The organism is Pedobacter sp. GW822-FHT03F06 (assembly GCF_058801365.1).
The window spans coordinates 292,072-308,881 of record NZ_JBXANE010000006.1; the positions used below are offsets into that span (position 1 = coordinate 292,072).

The following is a 16,810-nucleotide window of genomic DNA, read 5'->3' on the forward strand; positions in this document are numbered from 1 at the left end:
GTATTTGCCCTGCTCTTTTTATTTCCTCTTACAAACCATCATATGTTTAACTTTATATGTAACGTTAAAAAAGTTTTTTTAGCGACTTTGTTTTTTATATTCTCTGGTAATGTTAATGCGCAATCATTTTACCTTACAGGACATGTTTTTGATGGTAAAGAACCTTTAACAGGCGCTTCAATAATAATTTCCGGCAAACATGTTGGTAATAGTGATGCATCTGGTTATTTTGAAGCCGGTGCAAAATTGGGTGATACATTGAAGGTAAGCTTTCCTTTTTACGAAGCTTCCACTTTTGTTTTAACTGATTCACTTCAGAAAAATATAGTTTTAACCCCAAAGACATTCCAGTTAGATGATGTTCAAATAAGTTTTAATAAGCGAAAAATAATTGATTCAATATTGAATGTATCTTTTCTGCAATTAAATCCAAATGCTTTTAACGCGAAGGTTTTTTTGAGGCAGTCTGTAGTTCGGAATAACGAAAAAGTTATCTTGTTAAATGAAGGATTGTTAAACCTGAATTGTCCTGATTTAAAAGATCTTATTGTAGCTGGCAGCAGTAAAAAAGTAAAATTAAATATCGATTACGCTTGTAATCCGATTAACTTAAGTAGCCGCCCGAAGGTAACTTACGGGAGTAATCCTCAAATTAAATTACGTTTGGGATTATTGCCAAATCATTTCTATGAGCTGGTAAAGTTGAATATTACAGAAGAAAGTATTAAATCTGATAGTATTAATACCGTTATTAATGTTAAAGGAAATCTTTCTGCAAATGAAAAGCTTGTGGTTTCTTACCTATGGATTTTGGATAAAAAAACTAATTCATTAAAACAAGCTCGGTATTACGAGCAATATGTAAATAAAAAGCATTTTTTATTTTATGATTACGCTTATCTAAATAATGAACTCATTTCTGGATCTATAAGTGCAAAGCAAGTAATTGGCAGAAATTCCTATTCAACAAATGATGAAATATTTGTTTTCCATCAAATGGGTGCAGATATAGATAAATGGAATTTTGATGTTAATAAGTGTGGATTAGAAAAATACCTCGAACAAACCGGGAATTGTAATGAATTGAGCGAATTTAAAATTAAGCATGAAATACCAGTTCATAAGTTCTTTTAGTTTATCAGATCTGTTTCTTTAACCTTTAAACATAAGCTTAATTAATACACCAAAGCCAAATATTGTCCATGGTGACTCACACAACCTGGTTCAGTACGTTTATAATCACTTGGATGATTTGGTGATTCGTAAATGATTACTTTAATTTTTTCTAGCTTACTATAAACAGGGGCAGCGATGGTATGAATATATTGTAGCTGTATATCGCTTTTAGTGAAATAGGTGTCATTATCTATACTTACTGTGCCTTTTATCTGATCGGTGTTTGGATAAATAGTGCAATTTAAACTTTTAGGGGCGAAATTCCGGATTCCGGTTTTACGGTTATAAATTTTATAAGCCGATTCTTTCATACTCCATAACAGCCATACCATTTCATCAGGTCTTCTTGCTGATGAAATCAGGAACTGTTCTTCAGCGGTGAAAATTTTATCGAGGTAATTTTTACGTCGCCAGTTACTTTGGATTTTAGCCAGATCCAGATCAACGATATCGTTACCCAGCATGCGCTTCCAGTTTTTGAGCTATAATTTCGGTGGTGGCTTTTACGGTTAGCATTTTAGCCATCGAATCGTTGTCTATTTCAATGTTGAATTTCTCTTCAATATCTAAAACAATATCAACCAGGTTGGCCGAATTTATTTTTAAATCGTTTATAAAATCGGTGTTTTCGTCAATATTTGCTAAGGCTGATACCTCTTCGCTGTAAGGTTCAACAATTGTTTTTAAGGCTTCGATGATCTCTTCTTTATTCATGGGTATATTTTTTAAAAATAATGCAGGCGTTAATATCACCAAAACCGAAACTGGCTTTAGCTAAGATATTAAATGGTTTATGAATTAAGGTTTGCGGAATAAATTTTGAATTAATTAAAGCGGTAATCTCGGGGCTTAAGTCTTCACAATTAACATTGGGGAAAATAAACCCTTCTGAAAGCTCAAGCATCGAGGCTACACATTCTATGCTCCCTGATGCTGCAATACAATGGCCAATCATACCTTTTACAGAATTGATGTATGGAAAATCATCAGCAGGTAGTTGTAGTGCTGCTTTCCAGTTTTTTATTTCCAGGGCATCTTTTGTTGTTGCAGTAAGATGGCCATTAATCACATCAATTTCCTGGGCTTCAATACCCGCATTTTTTAATGCTGTTTGGATACATCGCTGTACAGCGGTAGGATTTGGTGCAGTCATCGTACCTAAGCCCCGCTGACCACCAGAATTGATATGACCTCCGAGCACTTCGCCATAAATTTTGGCTTTCCTCGCCACAGCGCTTTCAAGCGATTCTAATAGCAGAGCACCTGCACCACTTCCAGGAACGAAGCCACTTGCCGTTGCACTCATAGGGCGGCTACCTTTTTTCGGTTCATGGTTATGTTTGAAAGTGCAAACTTTCATGGCATCAAAACCGCCCCAAATGTATGGGCCGCTATCGCTGGTACTGCCTGCTAACATTCTTGTAGCTTGCCCTGTTTTAATCCTTTCGTAAGCCAGCAATATGCTTTCTGCCCCTGTTGCGCAGGCAGAAGAATTGGTGCTCACCTGATTACCCAAGCCGAGCTTGCCGCTGATAAATGCGCTTACACCGCTGGCCATGGTTTGTATCACTACAGAACTTCCCAATTTTTTGATTTCAAGGGCATCTATTTTATTAATTGCCCATCTAAATTTATCTATACCAGAAGTGCCCGCTCCGAAAATGGTACCGCTATCCCAGTCGGGCGCTTCATTATCTTCGATGGTTAAGCCTGCATCTTTCCATGCATCCAAACCAGCAATAACACCATATATAATTCCTGTACTGTTTAGGTTTCGTAATTCAAGCGGTGTAAAATATTGGCTGATCCGCTCTTCGCTAAGTACCGGTTTGCCTGCTATCTGGCAAGAGAAGTTTAGGGCTTCCAGATCGGGCTGATGGCTGATGCCAGAAAGTCCTTTTTTTATGGCATCCGAAAACTCATCAATGGTAGTGCCATTGGGCGCACATACACCTAAACCGGTAATTACGACTCTGTTACCCATTTCCTTTCGAAATTAACATGCCCGAAATGCTGCCTTTGCAAACCATTTCGCCTGCTGCATTTTCCATTTTTACTTTACAACTCAGTTTATTAAACCTAAAATACACTTTCTCACTGGTTACCGTAACCTGTTCACCAGGATAAACCGGTTTTAAAAAGTCAATAGCGTTTGAGGTCATGGCGATGGATAAATGTTGATCAATATCTTTTAACAGGTAAATACCTAAACAGACCAATCCAATCTGCGCCATGGTTTCAGTGAGGATCACCGCGGGCGTTACCGGATGGTCTTTAAAATGACCCTCGTAAAATGCAAGGTTTTCAGGATAGGTATATATTCCGGTCACGCCGTTTTCGTCAACTTTCAACAACTCATCAACAAATAGAAAAGATTTGCCGTAAGGGAGTTTAGCTAAGATCTCTTTTTTCATTTAGTGATTAGTTGAATGATTACCATTGTAAAAGTATGCGTTGCGCCGAAAATCCAGGACCAAAGCTTAACATTAACCCTTTTTCTCCGGGCATTGGCTTTTTATCCATAATCCGTTCCAAAACATAGAGCACTGTTGCGCTGCTCATGTTTCCATAAAGCCTTAAAACTTCTTTCGTTTCGTCTATATTTTTGCCTAGCTGGCCAAATAATTCTTCAACAATCTGGATAATCTTTTTTCCACCCGGATGGAAGATTAAATGGTTTATATTATTAATGTCGAGGCCATTTTTGGAAAGAAAAGGATGAATAATAGCTGGAAAATGATTGGCAATGGTTTCTGGAACTGCTACATCCAGCACCATTTGCAGTCCTTTGTTGGTCAGTTTAAATCCCATCATCTCTTCAGCATCATAAAAATGGTACATTTCTTCGGCTAAAATCTCCGGCCCGCTATCTTCTTCATTCGAACTTAACAGTACACAGGCGGCACCATCGCCAAATATTGCTGCGCTTACAATGTTGGCCATCGAAAAATCGTTTAATTGAAAGGTTGCCGTTGGTGATTCTACCGCAACAACTGCTGCGCGTTTGCCTGGATTGGCTTTCAGGAAATTCTTAGCGTAAATTATGCCTGATACACCAGCGGCACAGCCCATTTCAGTTACAGGTAGACGAACAATGTCTTGACGTAGTTTGAGCAGATTGATCAGGTAAGCATCTAAAGAGGGGATCATGATACCGGTGCAGCTCACGGTAATGATGTAGTCTAAATCCTGAACTTGCCAGTTGGCTTTTTCGAGTGCAGTTTCCAAACATTTGGCACCGAGCTTTATCCCTTCTCTTACATAAATGTTGTTTCGTTCCTCAAAACTTAAATCACTAAAAACCTCTTCGGGAGACATGATCGAGTATCTTTTATCTACTGCGGCGTTTTCAAAAATCTTTTTTACCTTTCGGCTAAAACGATCATCCTGATCTTTTAGCCAAATATCTAGAAAGGGTAAAATCTCAGCGGTTGACCTCCAAAATTCGGGCAGGGCTTTACTTACTGCTTTTACGGTTACGCTCATATTGTTTTAATTATCCATTGGTAGCGGAAAGCCCATTTCCATTTTACTGAACTCGATTTTAGCTTTAATTGTTTGCTGTATTTAAGCAAATCTGCTCTTTTAAACCCACGCAGAATGGATACTAAGCCGTCTTCTCTCGACATATCGTTTAAACGGAATATATAACACAATGCTTTAAACAGGTAATATGCCACTGCACTTCTTTGCAGGTCGTTTATTACAATACCCATTGTAGCTGATCTTTTAAAATTTTCTAGCAGGCCAATAATTTCTTCATCTTTAAAATGATGTAGGGTTAAAGTACAAAGCATAATGTCGCAAGGTTCTGTTTTACTTAAATCATCAAAAATATCGCTACAGGAGTAGGTTATGTTGGGGTAGTTTTTAGATAAACTTTGCGCATGATTTATAGTGTACTTATTGGCATCTATCCCTTTTAAAATAAAGTGCAAACCTTGTTTATTTGCATAATCTGCCAAAGTGCGCAACATATCTCCATTTCCACAACCAATATCAGTAATACGAATAACCTCGTCTTTTGGTTTGCTGTTGATTAAGCTTTTAATCCCATCCAGTGTAACTTTATTACCACCAAGGAGCTGATTAATGCTGGCTATTTTATCCAGCGCATCGCGTAATATCTCACCTTCCATAGCGAAATCATCCATAATCTCGGGGGCTGTGCTTCTATATTTGGTATCTATTGGCATTTATGATGAAATCTTGATCGGTTTACCATGTGTCTGTTTAATTATTTTATGGAGCAGAAAGGGCATTTTAATCAATGCATTCATGGCTAAACTTTCGAATTTATTGTTCATCAGCAAAGAAGATAATATGCTGCCCATTTTTAAGCGGCTTTTAAATTCCCTGTTCCAGTGTGCGGTATAAGTTTTTTCCAATGCTACGCGCGAACTCATTTTTCCCTCCATTCTTTGATGCAAAAGTTCTGAAACAATTTTGGCACTCTGAATGGCCATGGCCATACCATTTCCACAAAGTGGATGAATTAATCCGGCAGTATCGCCAATCATTAAAATATGATTGTACACAGGTTCTTTAGCTTCAAAAGAAATCTGACTAATGGTTAATGGCGCATCGAATAAACTGGTTGCATTTTCGAAAATAGACTTCAGATGCCTGTTTTTATAGAGCACATTTTCTTGAAAGGCAGGTACATTTTTGTACTTTTTAAAACGCTCATAGTTGGCCAGATAACAGATATTCAGTTGATCATTTTCGACCTTAGAAACGCCACAATAGCCGCCTTCAAAATTATGCAGGCTAACCAGATTATTTGGAAAATCTGCTCTGTAATGTGCTTTAACTGCCAGATAGGGCGATCGTTTATTGATGAAACTCCGGTTTAGCTTAACATCAATCGTTGATCTTTTTCCATAAGCGCCAATGATGTAAGTTGCAACAAAAGCGTGGTTTGCTGTTGCTACTGTAAATTGATTGTTGGCAAAGTTAATCTGTACAACGCGATCATGAATTACATTTATTTTTCTCCTGATCAGTTCGGTATAGAGATAATGATCGATGGTGTATCTGCTTAAGCCAAAGCCGCCAAGGGGTAATTTAGTTTTTATGCTTTTGCCAGAAAGGGAAGTGAAAAGCAGGTCGCTGATTAATGTGGGGGCAAGATTTTCAATATCCAGACCGAGCCATTCAAAATAGGGGAGCACCTCATTCGAAATATATTCGCCGCATACTTTATGGTGGGGATAGGTATCTTTTTCGATCAACGTAACATTTAAACCCACCTTATTCAGGTGAAGTGCCGCTGTTAAACCTGCCAATCCACCACCAATAATTAAAATTTCTGTTTCGGCCTGCATATAATGAGATGGAAATCTAAGATAACATTTTAAATGGGTGTTTGTTCCACTTTGATATCTTTAACCACAGCGATTATGGAGAGAAAAACACAGCGGGCACCGAGTTGGGTGTGCAATGTGCTAACGTGCTGTCAGATGTTACCATCTGACAGTTTCATTTTTTCGTTTGCGCTCGTTTCCCAATAAGTACAAGAATAGCTTTACGATTTTATCTTTTGTTCTATTAGTTTCAAAAACCTATAATAGTAGCACCACTGTTACTGACTAAACGGGATTGCAGCGGTATACTTTTGTTTTTCTTCAAAACAAAAGATTTAGCGGAAAGCCCGACTAACATTAATCATGCTTGCCGGCCTTGCTTTCCTAATAATCCTGATGAAATATCATCCCCCGCCTGCCTTGATTTCAATGTGCTGTCAGATGTTACCATCTGACAGTAGTTTTTCGTTTGTGCTCGTTTCCAAACGAGTGCAGAAATAGCTATACGATTCCATCGTTTAAAACGACGAAATATTCAACGCTCGTTAGAAATGAGCGTTAGCATCTATCTATCACTTCTTTCTTCCATATTCAAATCGGTATCAAAAGGGCTTTTTGTAAATGGATAAATAGATTGTTTAACAAAACCTTTCGGATACGAAGCTTCGTGTACACCTGTTCCGGCGGGCCATTCTTTGCCAGGTAAATAATAGGTGCCAAACATCATATCAATAAAGGGAAATATGGAGGCGAAATTGTGGCCATAATATTTAGGATCTTCGCAATGGTGCCAATGGTGATATTGCGGTGTTGTAAAAATGTATTTTAACGGACCAAAATTAATCCTGGTGTTGGCATGGATGAGTACTGCATGTATCGCAATAAATATAATGTACACATTGAAAACGGTTGACGAAAAGCCCAAAACATAAAGCGGGATAAAAGTCATTGCCCTGGTGAAAAATATATCGATAAAATGTGTACGACTTCCGGCCAGCCAATCCATATTTTGTGTAGAATGGTGAATGGAATGGAAACGCCAAAGAGCCACGCGGGTATGAAAAAAGCGATGTGCCCAGTATTGAAACAAATCGGTACTGAAAAAAGCCAAAAAAAGGGCGACTATAAATGGGAGGCCCTGTACCCAGGTGTGCAGTTTATCTAAACCCATCCAACCGAAAAATAACACGGCAGGTTTTTGGGTTACAATGCCAAAAAATTGAATAAATAGGTGACTGATTACAAAATAAGTTAAATCGGTACGCCATTCTTCATGGAATTTGGTTTGCTCATTATTTTTTGGGAAAAACAATTCTAAGGGAACAAAAATGGCAACCATTAATAGAAGATCTAAAATCATCCAGTCAAGGCCAAAATGCCAGCCCGATTTGGCTACATCTCTACCTTCTACACTTAAAGCGCCGAAGATTACGGCTGAAGCGCCAAGCACAAAGCCTGGCCAGGCCCATTTTAGTTTTTTACTGAGGATTAAGCTTAACAGTGAAAAGAAGAATGCTGCAATAACGCCTCCAAGCATTAAGGCTTCCATACTGTTTTTTGTGTAAATTTCGCGGAATTCGGGGGTGGTAAGCTTTTCTGGATAATGAAAACAAAGAATACCTAAAAGCGCCAATACAGCTAAAAAAATAGAAATATATCCACTAATCTGGCCTTGGCCCACTACTAATCTTTTGTTCGGAGACATTAAAATATGTTTTTGATAGATAACAATGATAATAAAAAAAGATAAAATATAGTCGAATAAAATTTGTTAGTTAGTCGATGTGGTTAATCGGCTAAGTGTTTAAATGGGTAACTGATTCGAAACTTCAAACAGGTTAATTGACTTTGGACTCCGGACTACCGACTTTAGACTAAATCCTTTTCCTGCAAACCATTTCATCCGCTCAACGGTTGCTTAATCGGGCATTGACCTAAGCCATGCCTTTCTTTTTTAAATAATCAGTATTTTTGAAACCACGATATGCTACTGAACTATCTACGCCTGTTACTGCTCCCTTTTTCGATCATTTATGGGATGGCTATTATCCTCCGTAAAAAACTTTATGATTGGGGATTGATGCGATCTGTAAAGTTCGATTTACCAGTAATCTGTGTAGGTAATTTAGCCGTTGGCGGATCGGGCAAAACACCAACAACAGAATATTTAGTGAAGTTGCTGGCCGGTTATAAAATAGCCATACTCAGTAGGGGATATGGCCGGAAAACGAAAGGTTTTATTGTTGCCGATGGCGCTGCAACGGCCGAAACGATAGGGGATGAGCCATTACAGTACCACCAAAAATTTACAGGTGTTACGGTTGCTGTTTGCGAAGACCGTGTAAATGGGATTAAGCAATTAAAAGAGAATCATGATTTAGTTATCCTTGATGATGCCTTTCAGCACCGCGCGGTAAGGGCAGGTTTTAATATTGTGCTTTTCGAGTTTAGAAAGTTGGGTACTTTACAGTTTTTGTTGCCGGCGGGAAATTTAAGAGATGTTTTCTCCTCGCGTAAAAGGGCCGACATATTATTGGTCACAAAATCGCCGGTTCCTTTGCTACATGTTGCCCAACAGGCCGCTATAAATGAACTGCAGCCAAATGCCAATCAACCCGTATTACATTCTTATCTCAAGTATGGCGATCTTATGCATTTATATCATAACGAAAGCCGTACGCTCGAATCGATTAGAGATTTCGAAATTTTCCTGCTCACCGGAATTGCAAATCCTGCTCCCTTAATAGAAGAGCTTGAAAAATATACGAAAACCATTAAACACGAAGAATTTCGGGATCATTATGCTTTTAAAAATGATGATATTAAGAAGTTTAAATCGGTTTTTTTAGCGGGGACTAAAAAAGATAAAATCATTATCACAACAGAAAAGGATAGCAAGCGTTTAAGAGCTACCGGATTTGAAGATTTACTGGTAGATTTACCTGTATATTATTTACCCATAGAGGTTGAATTATTTGAAGAAGATAAGATTACCTTTGACGAACTCATTTTAAACTATGTTAAGAGCAATAGAAGAAACCGTTGAATACATAAAACGTAAAACAGAGAACTTTAAGCCAGAAATAGGTATTATTTTAGGTACTGGCTTAGGTGGCTTGGTAAAAGAAATTGAAGTTGAGCATCAATTGATGTATTCTAATATTCCCAATTTTCCAATTTCTACTTTAGAATTTCATAGCGGGAAACTGATTTTTGGAACATTGAACGGGAAGAAAATTATTGCCATGCAAGGGCGCTTGCATTATTACGAAGGTTACAGCATGCAACAGATTACCTTCCCGGTTAGGGTAATGAAAGGTTTGGGTATAGCAAACTTAATTGTATCTAATGCTGCTGGCTCGTTAAATCCTGACTTTAAAAAAGGTGATTTAATGATTATAGAGGATCATATTAATCTGCAGCCTGATAATCCATTGCGGGGTTTAATCGAAAGCGAATTAGGCCCCCGTTTTCCAGATATGAGCCAGCCGTATAAACGCGATATCATAGCTAAAGCATTGGAAATAGCTAAGGGTGTTGACATTAACTGTCATAAAGGAGTATACGTTGCCGTTTCCGGACCAAATTTAGAAACCAAAGCGGAGTATAAGTACCTGCGTTTAATTGGTGCTGATGCGGTTGGTATGAGTACTGTGCCTGAAGTTATTGTGGCCAATCATGCTGGTTTACCTGTTTTTGCCATCTCAGTGTTAACGGATGAGGGTTTCCCGGAAGATCTGCAACCTTTTAATTTAGATGAAATTTTAGCAGCAGCAGCCAAAGCCGAGCCTAAAATGACAGAGATTTTAACCCGCTTAATTTCTGAACTATAAGATGCATAAAGTCGTTAAAATCTGTTTTTTTCTCTTACTGCTGTTAGGCATTAACAAAGCCTTTGCACAAGATTTAAAAACGAGTGTTGGTACCAATAAGGAATTGGATTCTGTTCGGAAGAAACTAGACTCGGGGAAGGATTCTGTCGTTTTTACCGCAAAATATATCAGGTTTACCAAGTTATCATTAACTAAAGACAGTATTGTGCTGTTGCCTTTAGATACTTCAACTACGAATATCCAGAATTATAGCCCGCTTTTGCAGCCCTTGCATCCAACCATAAGCAATGGTAATATGGGCTTGGCAGCAAGGCCATTATTATACGAGCCTAGTAAAAGAATTGGCTTTGATGCAGGATTTCATTCGCTTGATTATTATGCTTTAACACCTGAAGATATCATTTATTATCAGGCCAGAACCCCTTTTACCAGCTTGTATTTTGTTAGTGCCGGACAAAAAGAGCAGCTTTTTAGGGCTATCCACACACAGAATGTTAAAAAAAACTGGAATGTTGGGGTTAACTTTAACCGTGGCGATTCCAGAGGTTTTTACGCCAGGCAACGCGGCGATAATTTGAATGTTGCTGTATTTTCATGGTACCAATCGCCAAGCAAACGTTATAATATGTGGGCATCGGCAATTTTTAATACCATGCGCGCCTACGAGAACGGCTCTACAGTAGCTACAGGTTTATTCGATCCAGATTATACAAAAATTGCAAGAGAGGCAGAACCGATAAATTTATCAGATTCAAGAAATTTGTACCGTAAAAACACCGTTTTTTTAAAGCAAACTTATTATGTAGGCAGGATAGATACCTCTGCAAATGTGAACAATGCTGTTTTACCAACCAATAAGGTTTCGTATACGTTTGAGTATAATAACGACAGTTTCGATTTTTACAAAAATGGAACGGATGTTAATCATGTATTGCCTCCTGGAATTGCAAGCACAATATTTACGAATGATTCGACCCATGTACAACATATCAAAAATGAATTTATTTATAGTTTCTTTTTAAGACCAAAAAATAGTTCGGTTATTAAAAATGAACTGAAGGTTGATGCAGGTATAAGACACGATTATTACAAGCATGAATATTTTGGTATAAAACAAGATGCAACCAATTACGAGCGCAGTAGGTTTGCTTATCAAAACATTACCATTTTAGGTGCAGCGGGCTACCGGTTCTCCAACAATATCGATTTCAATTTAGATGTACAGCAAATTTTGCAGGGTGAAAATGCAGGCGATTATTTATATGAGGCAAAAAGTAAAATTCTTTTAGGTAAAACCATAGGAAGGATTGAGTTGGGGGCCTATGTACAAAACCAATCGCCAGCGGCTATTTTTAATTACTATCATGGCAATCATTACCAATGGACAAACAGCGATTTTAAGAACACTAAGGTTGCTAATTTATCATTTAACTATATCAATGATAAGTATGGTTTTACTGCCGGAGCCAAATATTTCTTAACCAGTAACTACGTTTATTTTGCCGCCGACTATACCAATGGTACAAATGCCATTTTACCAAAACAGGCTACTGCTGATATTAGCTTAATCAGGTTGGATGTATCAAAGAAATCGAGGTTTGGCAAGTTTGTAATGGAAAATTATATCGCTTATCAAAAAACAGATAAAAACGCAGTGTTAAGAACGCCTGAACTTTATACTTATAACAGTATTTATTTTGATAATACTTTTTTCAAAGTATTAAAGGCTAATGTGGGATTTGATGTGAGATACAATTCTGAATATGCAAACTACTTATATTCACCTGCAACAGCGCAGTTTTATATTGATGAGCGCAATCCAACCAACCTGGCTTCAAAACCAGTAATTGATGTCTTCTTTAAAGCAAATTTAAAAAGGGCCAATATTTTTGTTAAATATGATTTTGTAAATCAGGGTTTATTTCAACCAGGTTATTACACTGTAAACAGGTACCCCATGCAAGATGCCTTATTAAAATTTGGCGTAAGCTGGAACTTTTACGACTAAATAATAAAACATAAAAAAGCCTCCCGATTTAATAATCCGGGAGGCTTTTGCTTTTAAGGCCCTTTCGCTTAGAAAGAATAACCAACTGAGAAACCTAATACACGGTTAGTTAATTTATTAGAATTGGCCTGTCTGTCTTTAGGTGTTAAATCTGTTAAACCTAAACCATAATTGGCACCCACTAAAAATCCTGAATTTGTGCGGTAAGCTAAGCCAAAGTTTGCACCAAATTCTGTGCTGTTATAGTTTTTATCACTCGCACTACCAAATGTTAAGTCTCTATCATTAGAAGTCGTAACGGTAGCACTGGTATTGTTGGAGTTGTTCACTGTTGTAACCGTGTTTTCTCCTTTATCTTTACCAGAGATGTTAAAACCGATATACGGACCAGCACTGATCTGAACTGCGCCGGCATCACCGGTAGGAATTCTTAATACCGCATTTACAGGTACCTCAATCGCCATTAAATTGGTTTTAACAGAAGATGTAGTCGTAATGGTATTGTTTCCTGCGGTTGCTGTATTTACAGATTCGAATTTATTACCCTTGTTCTGTAATGATACACCTGGTTGGATAAAGAAATTATTTCCTACACCGAAATCACCAAATGCGGTCACATTAAAGCCAACATTGTTTTTTGCATTATCATTAAAATTATTGGCTCCGGCATCATCGCCTCCTGCATGGAACTTTGAAAGGTTAACACCCGCTTTTATCCCAAAACGCGAAGTTTCACCAGTCATTTTTGTTTGTGCAAATGCACCTGTTGCTAATAATAAAACTGAAGCGCTTAATAATAACTTTTTCATAATATTTTTCTTTTAGAAGAATCTTGTTTAAAAATTTTGGGCTTAAACCCGTTGTTAATTACGAGTCTCAATTCCAAAAGCTGTGCCAAAGTATCAAGTGTGTTACAAACGACTGGCTAATGCGCTGGTTTTCAGTGTGGTTTTTGCAGTAATTAAGTATAAATACGATTTGGTTAAGTAACGGTATCAGGCCTGATTTACTGTATACATAACAGGAATACAGCGGAGAATTAACAATTTTTTAAACGGGAAAGAAATAATGCCAAAAGTTAAATTCTTAAAAATTATGTTTTTTGTGGTTTCTTTTTCGCAGCTGGAAAAAGAACATTATTTAAGATTAAACGATAGCCAGGGGAATTTGGATGTAGATTTAGATCTGTTGGCGGGTCACCTACAGCATGCTGATAATCTTCCGGATCGTGCCCACCATAAAAAGTAAACTGACCTTTGCCAATTTCTCCATGTAAATACCTCACCTCTGCAGCACCTTTATTTTCACCCAGAACAGTTACACTTGTTTTCACTAAACTCTTTCTGAAAGCTGTGGTTTGCCCCATAAAACCTTTAATCACCTTATCATGATCTTGGGTAAGCATGGTAGGAACGAGATCCCATTTAGCCGAAAAATCGAATAAAGTAAAGTAATCGTTGGTTTGGTTCAGTGTACGGGTTTGCGTAGCGTCGATATCTGAAAATTCATAGTTCATTGGATTGTTATCTAGCTTGAAATTCTGAAAGGCCAGGGTTTTATTAAAATCCAGTTTACTTTGTGCATTCGGATCTGCAGCATCACCATCAAACATTTGGGCGCAAATATCTACCCCATCAGCAGCAAGGGCAATGTCGAAACTATCAGTGCCCGAGCACATGGCAAACAAAAAACCTCCACCAACACAGTATTCTTTAATGTGTTTGGCAACGGCTAATTTCATTTCAGAAACCTTTTTATAACCCATGCGCTTAGCCAAGGTTTCCTGGTTTTTAACATCTTCCTGGTACCAGGTTGCATACCTGAAATTGGCCCAGAAGCGCCCGTACTGCCCGGTAAAATCTTCATGGTGCAAGTGCAGCCAGTCGTATTTGCTCAATTTATCCTGTAAAATATCATCATCATAAATTACATCGTACGGGATTTCGGCGTAGGTTAAAACGAGTGTAACGGCATCATCCCAGGGTAATTTGCTTTTTGGAGAGTAAACCGCAATTTTTGGTGTTTTCTCCAGTTTAACCATCTCCATATTCACCGCAGGATCGCTGATTTCGTTTAAAAGGTTGGTCACCTTCCCATCAGCCATTACTTCGTACGATACGCCACGGATTTTAAGCTCATCCTCAACCGTTTTGTTATATTTAATTAAAAAGCTGCCGCCGCGATAGTTTAAGAGCCAATCTACCTCCAGTTGTTTGCTGATGGTCCAATAGGCAATACCATATGCTTTAAGGTGGTTTTTTTGGTCTTCATCCATATAAATTAACAAAGAAGAAGCCCTTAGCCCCAGGGAGCAAAGCAGGCAAATGAGCAGGATATAATATTTCTTTATCAAATCGGTATGCTTAAAACACTAAAATACCGCATTTAAACTGTATAGAAAAATTTAATGATGTTATAAGTTATACAATTTTGTTATTTTTGCCCTCTACTAAAAAAATACGATTGTTTTTTAGGTGAATAAAATTTAAAATTAGTACCGATATTGATATGAGTAAAGCAATAATAAAAACAGAAAAAGGCGATATGACCGTAGAATTCTACGAAAATGATGCGCCGAAAGCCGTTGCAAACTTTAAAAAACTAGCTAAAGAGGGCTTTTATGATGGTGTTACTTTTCACCGTGTAATTCCTAACTTTATGGTTCAGGGCGGATGTCCAAATTCAAAAGATCCGGCTAAAGCACATTTAGCAGGTACCGGTGGCCCAGGTTATAAAATTGATTGCGAATTAGACGGAGAAAATCAATATCACGATCGTGGTGTTTTATCTATGGCGCATGCTGGCCGCAATACTGGTGGTTCACAGTTTTTTATCTGCCACAGCAGAACAAATACTGCTCACTTAGACCGTAACCATACTTGTTTTGGTAAAGTTGTGGAGAATGTAGACCTTGTAGATGATATCCGCCAAGGGGATAAGATTTTAAACATTGAAGTTTTAGAAGATTAAAAATAGATACGAGATTTGAGACATTAGATTTGAGACTTGATTTCTCTGATTGATGCTCTATCTCATTTAATAATTGAACAAAGAGTTTTAGTTATTTGATCTGAGTGATTTCTCATATCTCATATCTCGAATCTCATATCTCAAAAAAAATATGAATTTAAGAGGAATTGTTGCCGTATCTGGCAGACCAGGTTTATTTAAACTGGTTGGACAAAATAAAGTAGGTTACATTTTAGAGGGCTTAGATGCTCAAAAAACTAAAGTTGTTGCCAACATCACCAACACAAAGTTAGCTTCGTTAGAAGATATTACCGTGTATGGCGAAGATGAGGAAATTAAATTAGCAGATATTTTTGCTAAAATTTCAGCAAAAGGATCTACTCCAGATTTGAAAGGCGATTTACGCGCCTACTTTCTTGAAGTAGCTCCGGGTCACGATCAAGAGAAAGTTTATGCTTCTGATATGAAGAAGATTATCACTTGGTATAACTTATTAAAAGATCTGCCATTGTTTACTGAAGAAACTCCGGAAACACCAGGTACACCGGCAGAAGTTAAGTTATCGGAAGAAAAAGCAGCTTCAGATAAAAAACAAAAAGCTACAGGATCTAAGGCATCAGCAAGTGCTAAAGCAACTACTAAAACTTCAGCTCCAGCTAAAAAAGCAAGCATGACCAGTAAAAAAGGCGTTTAAGCTTTTATTTACCGAAATGATAGCGAACACCAGGCAATTTGTCTGGTGTTTTTTTATGGGTTTAATCGAAGAAATAATAAAGCAAAGCTACAATAACCAATGATGCAATGATGCTGATCCACAGGTATTTATTGTTGCCGTTCTGATTGCTTTTATATCTGTATTCCCTTTTATATTTATCTAGTAACATTGTTTCTTTTATTTAATGATGATTTTTATTCGCCTTTTCCATATCTCATTCACATTGTCTATCTCTAAGCGTGATGATAAGGTTCTCCTTTTAAAATGCTAAATCCCCGGTAAAGCTGCTCTACAAAAAACAATCTGATCATTTGATGTGAAAAGGTCATATCAGACAGCGAAATTAACCCGTTTGCCCTTCTGTAAATGGTATCATCAAATCCGTAAGGGCCGCCAATAATAAAAATTAAATGTTGCACACTACCAACCATCTGTTTATTTAAATAATTGGAAAACGCTACTGATGAATATTTTTTTCCTTTTTCATCCAACAAAATAACAACATCGCCATTGTTAATTTGTTTATGCAACAGTTCGGCCTCCTTTGCCTTTTGCTGGGCCTCGCTTAGGTTTTTAACATTCTTAACATCTGGCAAAGCCACAAAACTAAAGTTAATATAGTGCTTTAAGCGGTTGATGTATTTATCAATTCCTTCAATTAGATATTTATCTTCTGTTTTGCCAATGGTGATCAGTGTAATCTTCATTTAATATTTTGCCTATCTTTAGAATTTCGAGATTCAAACTTAGAGAAATTGTAACAAAAAAGACAATCTATCGATCTTATACCTTCGAAAATAGA

General features: G+C 37.4%; 18 protein-coding genes. 6 read left to right on the top strand and 12 right to left on the bottom strand.

Going from position 1 to position 16,810, the window contains the following annotated elements:
* Positions 1 to 42: 42 nt before the first annotated feature.
* The gene (locus AC1RJ8_RS12825; protein ID WP_492954021.1) at positions 43 to 1,134 is read left to right on the top strand and encodes a peptidase associated/transthyretin-like domain-containing protein; all 1,092 of its coding nucleotides are present in this window, start codon (positions 43 to 45) and stop codon (positions 1,132 to 1,134) included.
* A 41-nt stretch (positions 1,135 to 1,175) separates the two neighbouring features.
* On the opposite strand, the gene AC1RJ8_RS12830 is transcribed toward AC1RJ8_RS12825, so the two are convergent.
* The 8 genes from AC1RJ8_RS12830 to AC1RJ8_RS12865 form a co-directional block, all read right to left on the bottom strand.
* The gene (locus tag AC1RJ8_RS12830) at positions 1,176 to 1,640 is read right to left on the bottom strand and encodes a 4'-phosphopantetheinyl transferase family protein (protein ID WP_492954020.1); all 465 of its coding nucleotides are present in this window, start codon (positions 1,638 to 1,640) and stop codon (positions 1,176 to 1,178) included.
* Positions 1,630 to 1,890: an acyl carrier protein gene (locus AC1RJ8_RS12835; RefSeq protein WP_492954019.1), complete on the bottom strand. Its 261-nt coding sequence runs from the start codon at positions 1,888 to 1,890 to the stop codon at positions 1,630 to 1,632. The genes AC1RJ8_RS12830 and AC1RJ8_RS12835 overlap by 11 nt, the downstream gene beginning before the upstream one ends.
* Positions 1,883 to 3,160, bottom strand: a complete 1,278-nt coding sequence (locus tag AC1RJ8_RS12840) for a beta-ketoacyl-[acyl-carrier-protein] synthase family protein (RefSeq protein ID WP_492954018.1) — start codon at positions 3,158 to 3,160, stop codon at positions 1,883 to 1,885. Before AC1RJ8_RS12840 ends, AC1RJ8_RS12835 begins: the two co-directional genes overlap by 8 nt.
* Positions 3,153 to 3,590 (bottom strand): 3-hydroxyacyl-ACP dehydratase FabZ family protein, encoded by a 438-nt coding sequence (locus AC1RJ8_RS12845; protein WP_492954017.1) that lies wholly within the window; start codon positions 3,588 to 3,590, stop codon positions 3,153 to 3,155. Before AC1RJ8_RS12845 ends, AC1RJ8_RS12840 begins: the two co-directional genes overlap by 8 nt.
* Before the next feature lie 19 nt (positions 3,591 to 3,609).
* Positions 3,610 to 4,662 carry a type III polyketide synthase gene (locus AC1RJ8_RS12850; protein ID WP_492954016.1) on the bottom strand — a complete coding sequence of 351 codons (1,053 nt, stop codon included), beginning with the start codon at positions 4,660 to 4,662 and terminating at the stop codon, positions 3,610 to 3,612.
* Positions 4,659 to 5,372 (bottom strand): methyltransferase domain-containing protein, encoded by a 714-nt coding sequence (locus AC1RJ8_RS12855; RefSeq protein WP_492954015.1) that lies wholly within the window; start codon positions 5,370 to 5,372, stop codon positions 4,659 to 4,661. The genes AC1RJ8_RS12850 and AC1RJ8_RS12855 overlap by 4 nt, the downstream gene beginning before the upstream one ends.
* Positions 5,373 to 6,503, bottom strand: coding sequence for an NAD(P)/FAD-dependent oxidoreductase (locus AC1RJ8_RS12860; RefSeq protein ID WP_492954014.1), 1,131 nt, complete (start codon positions 6,501 to 6,503; stop codon positions 5,373 to 5,375).
* Between the two features lie 544 nt (positions 6,504 to 7,047).
* Positions 7,048 to 8,187, bottom strand: coding sequence for a sterol desaturase family protein (locus AC1RJ8_RS12865; protein ID WP_492954013.1), 1,140 nt, complete (start codon positions 8,185 to 8,187; stop codon positions 7,048 to 7,050).
* 279 nt (positions 8,188 to 8,466) lie between these two features.
* Between AC1RJ8_RS12865 and lpxK the strand changes: the two genes are divergently transcribed.
* The 3 genes from lpxK to AC1RJ8_RS12880 are packed head-to-tail and all read left to right on the top strand — an operon-like array spanning position 8,467 to position 12,323.
* On the top strand, positions 8,467 to 9,528 hold the full coding sequence (gene lpxK / locus AC1RJ8_RS12870; protein ID WP_492954012.1) for a tetraacyldisaccharide 4'-kinase: 1,062 nt from the start codon (positions 8,467 to 8,469) through the stop codon (positions 9,526 to 9,528).
* On the top strand, positions 9,500 to 10,315 hold the full coding sequence (locus tag AC1RJ8_RS12875) for a purine-nucleoside phosphorylase (RefSeq protein WP_492954011.1): 816 nt from the start codon (positions 9,500 to 9,502) through the stop codon (positions 10,313 to 10,315). Before lpxK ends, AC1RJ8_RS12875 begins: the two co-directional genes overlap by 29 nt.
* Before the next feature lies 1 nt (position 10,316).
* Complete coding sequence (locus AC1RJ8_RS12880) at positions 10,317 to 12,323, top strand: putative porin (RefSeq protein WP_492954010.1); 2,007 nt, start codon at positions 10,317 to 10,319, stop codon at positions 12,321 to 12,323.
* 68 nt (positions 12,324 to 12,391) lie between these two features.
* On the opposite strand, the gene AC1RJ8_RS12885 is transcribed toward AC1RJ8_RS12880, so the two are convergent.
* Positions 12,392 to 13,132: a porin family protein gene (locus AC1RJ8_RS12885; protein WP_492954009.1), complete on the bottom strand. Its 741-nt coding sequence runs from the start codon at positions 13,130 to 13,132 to the stop codon at positions 12,392 to 12,394.
* Between the two features lie 284 nt (positions 13,133 to 13,416).
* Positions 13,417 to 14,598, bottom strand: a complete 1,182-nt coding sequence (locus AC1RJ8_RS12890; protein WP_492954219.1) for an asparagine synthetase B — start codon at positions 14,596 to 14,598, stop codon at positions 13,417 to 13,419.
* 233 nt (positions 14,599 to 14,831) lie between these two features.
* Between AC1RJ8_RS12890 and AC1RJ8_RS12895 the strand changes: the two genes are divergently transcribed.
* A complete protein-coding gene (locus AC1RJ8_RS12895) occupies positions 14,832 to 15,293 on the top strand; it encodes a peptidylprolyl isomerase (protein WP_086547682.1) in 462 nt (153 codons plus the stop codon).
* 151 nt (positions 15,294 to 15,444) lie between these two features.
* A complete protein-coding gene (locus tag AC1RJ8_RS12900) occupies positions 15,445 to 15,987 on the top strand; it encodes a DUF5606 family protein (protein WP_057932097.1) in 543 nt (180 codons plus the stop codon).
* A 61-nt stretch (positions 15,988 to 16,048) separates the two neighbouring features.
* Here the strand turns inward: AC1RJ8_RS12900 and AC1RJ8_RS12905 are convergent, their stop codons facing one another.
* On the bottom strand, positions 16,049 to 16,177 hold the full coding sequence (locus AC1RJ8_RS12905) for a hypothetical protein (RefSeq protein ID WP_255352031.1): 129 nt from the start codon (positions 16,175 to 16,177) through the stop codon (positions 16,049 to 16,051).
* Between the two features lie 64 nt (positions 16,178 to 16,241).
* On the bottom strand, positions 16,242 to 16,715 hold the full coding sequence (gene rlmH, locus AC1RJ8_RS12910) for a 23S rRNA (pseudouridine(1915)-N(3))-methyltransferase RlmH (RefSeq protein WP_492954008.1): 474 nt from the start codon (positions 16,713 to 16,715) through the stop codon (positions 16,242 to 16,244).
* Positions 16,716 to 16,810 lie beyond the last annotated feature (95 nt).

What these genes read in the sequence shown, in the direction of transcription:
- AC1RJ8_RS12830 (WP_492954020.1), bottom strand. Translation starts at nt 1,640, where the DNA reads ATGCTGGGTAACGATATCGTTGATCTGGATCTGGCTAAAATCCAAAGT.
- AC1RJ8_RS12855 (WP_492954015.1), bottom strand. Translation starts at nt 5,372, where the DNA reads ATGCCAATAGATACCAAATATAGAAGCACAGCCCCCGAGATTATGGAT.
- AC1RJ8_RS12885 (WP_492954009.1), bottom strand. Translation starts at nt 13,132, where the DNA reads ATGAAAAAGTTATTATTAAGCGCTTCAGTTTTATTATTAGCAACAGGT.
- AC1RJ8_RS12895 (WP_086547682.1), top strand. Translation starts at nt 14,832, where the DNA reads ATGAGTAAAGCAATAATAAAAACAGAAAAAGGCGATATGACCGTAGAA.
- rlmH (WP_492954008.1), bottom strand. Translation starts at nt 16,715, where the DNA reads ATGAAGATTACACTGATCACCATTGGCAAAACAGAAGATAAATATCTA.
- lpxK (WP_492954012.1), top strand. Translation starts at nt 8,467, where the DNA reads ATGCTACTGAACTATCTACGCCTGTTACTGCTCCCTTTTTCGATCATT.
- AC1RJ8_RS12850 (WP_492954016.1), bottom strand. Translation starts at nt 4,662, where the DNA reads ATGAGCGTAACCGTAAAAGCAGTAAGTAAAGCCCTGCCCGAATTTTGG.
- AC1RJ8_RS12860 (WP_492954014.1), bottom strand. Translation starts at nt 6,503, where the DNA reads ATGCAGGCCGAAACAGAAATTTTAATTATTGGTGGTGGATTGGCAGGT.
- AC1RJ8_RS12845 (WP_492954017.1), bottom strand. Translation starts at nt 3,590, where the DNA reads ATGAAAAAAGAGATCTTAGCTAAACTCCCTTACGGCAAATCTTTTCTA.
- AC1RJ8_RS12900 (WP_057932097.1), top strand. Translation starts at nt 15,445, where the DNA reads ATGAATTTAAGAGGAATTGTTGCCGTATCTGGCAGACCAGGTTTATTT.
- AC1RJ8_RS12890 (WP_492954219.1), bottom strand. Translation starts at nt 14,598, where the DNA reads ATGGATGAAGACCAAAAAAACCACCTTAAAGCATATGGTATTGCCTAT.
- AC1RJ8_RS12905 (WP_255352031.1), bottom strand. Translation starts at nt 16,177, where the DNA reads ATGTTACTAGATAAATATAAAAGGGAATACAGATATAAAAGCAATCAG.
- AC1RJ8_RS12865 (WP_492954013.1), bottom strand. Translation starts at nt 8,187, where the DNA reads ATGTCTCCGAACAAAAGATTAGTAGTGGGCCAAGGCCAGATTAGTGGA.
- AC1RJ8_RS12835 (WP_492954019.1), bottom strand. Translation starts at nt 1,890, where the DNA reads ATGAATAAAGAAGAGATCATCGAAGCCTTAAAAACAATTGTTGAACCT.
- AC1RJ8_RS12825 (WP_492954021.1), top strand. Translation starts at nt 43, where the DNA reads ATGTTTAACTTTATATGTAACGTTAAAAAAGTTTTTTTAGCGACTTTG.
- AC1RJ8_RS12880 (WP_492954010.1), top strand. Translation starts at nt 10,317, where the DNA reads ATGCATAAAGTCGTTAAAATCTGTTTTTTTCTCTTACTGCTGTTAGGC.
- AC1RJ8_RS12875 (WP_492954011.1), top strand. Translation starts at nt 9,500, where the DNA reads ATGTTAAGAGCAATAGAAGAAACCGTTGAATACATAAAACGTAAAACA.
- AC1RJ8_RS12840 (WP_492954018.1), bottom strand. Translation starts at nt 3,160, where the DNA reads ATGGGTAACAGAGTCGTAATTACCGGTTTAGGTGTATGTGCGCCCAAT.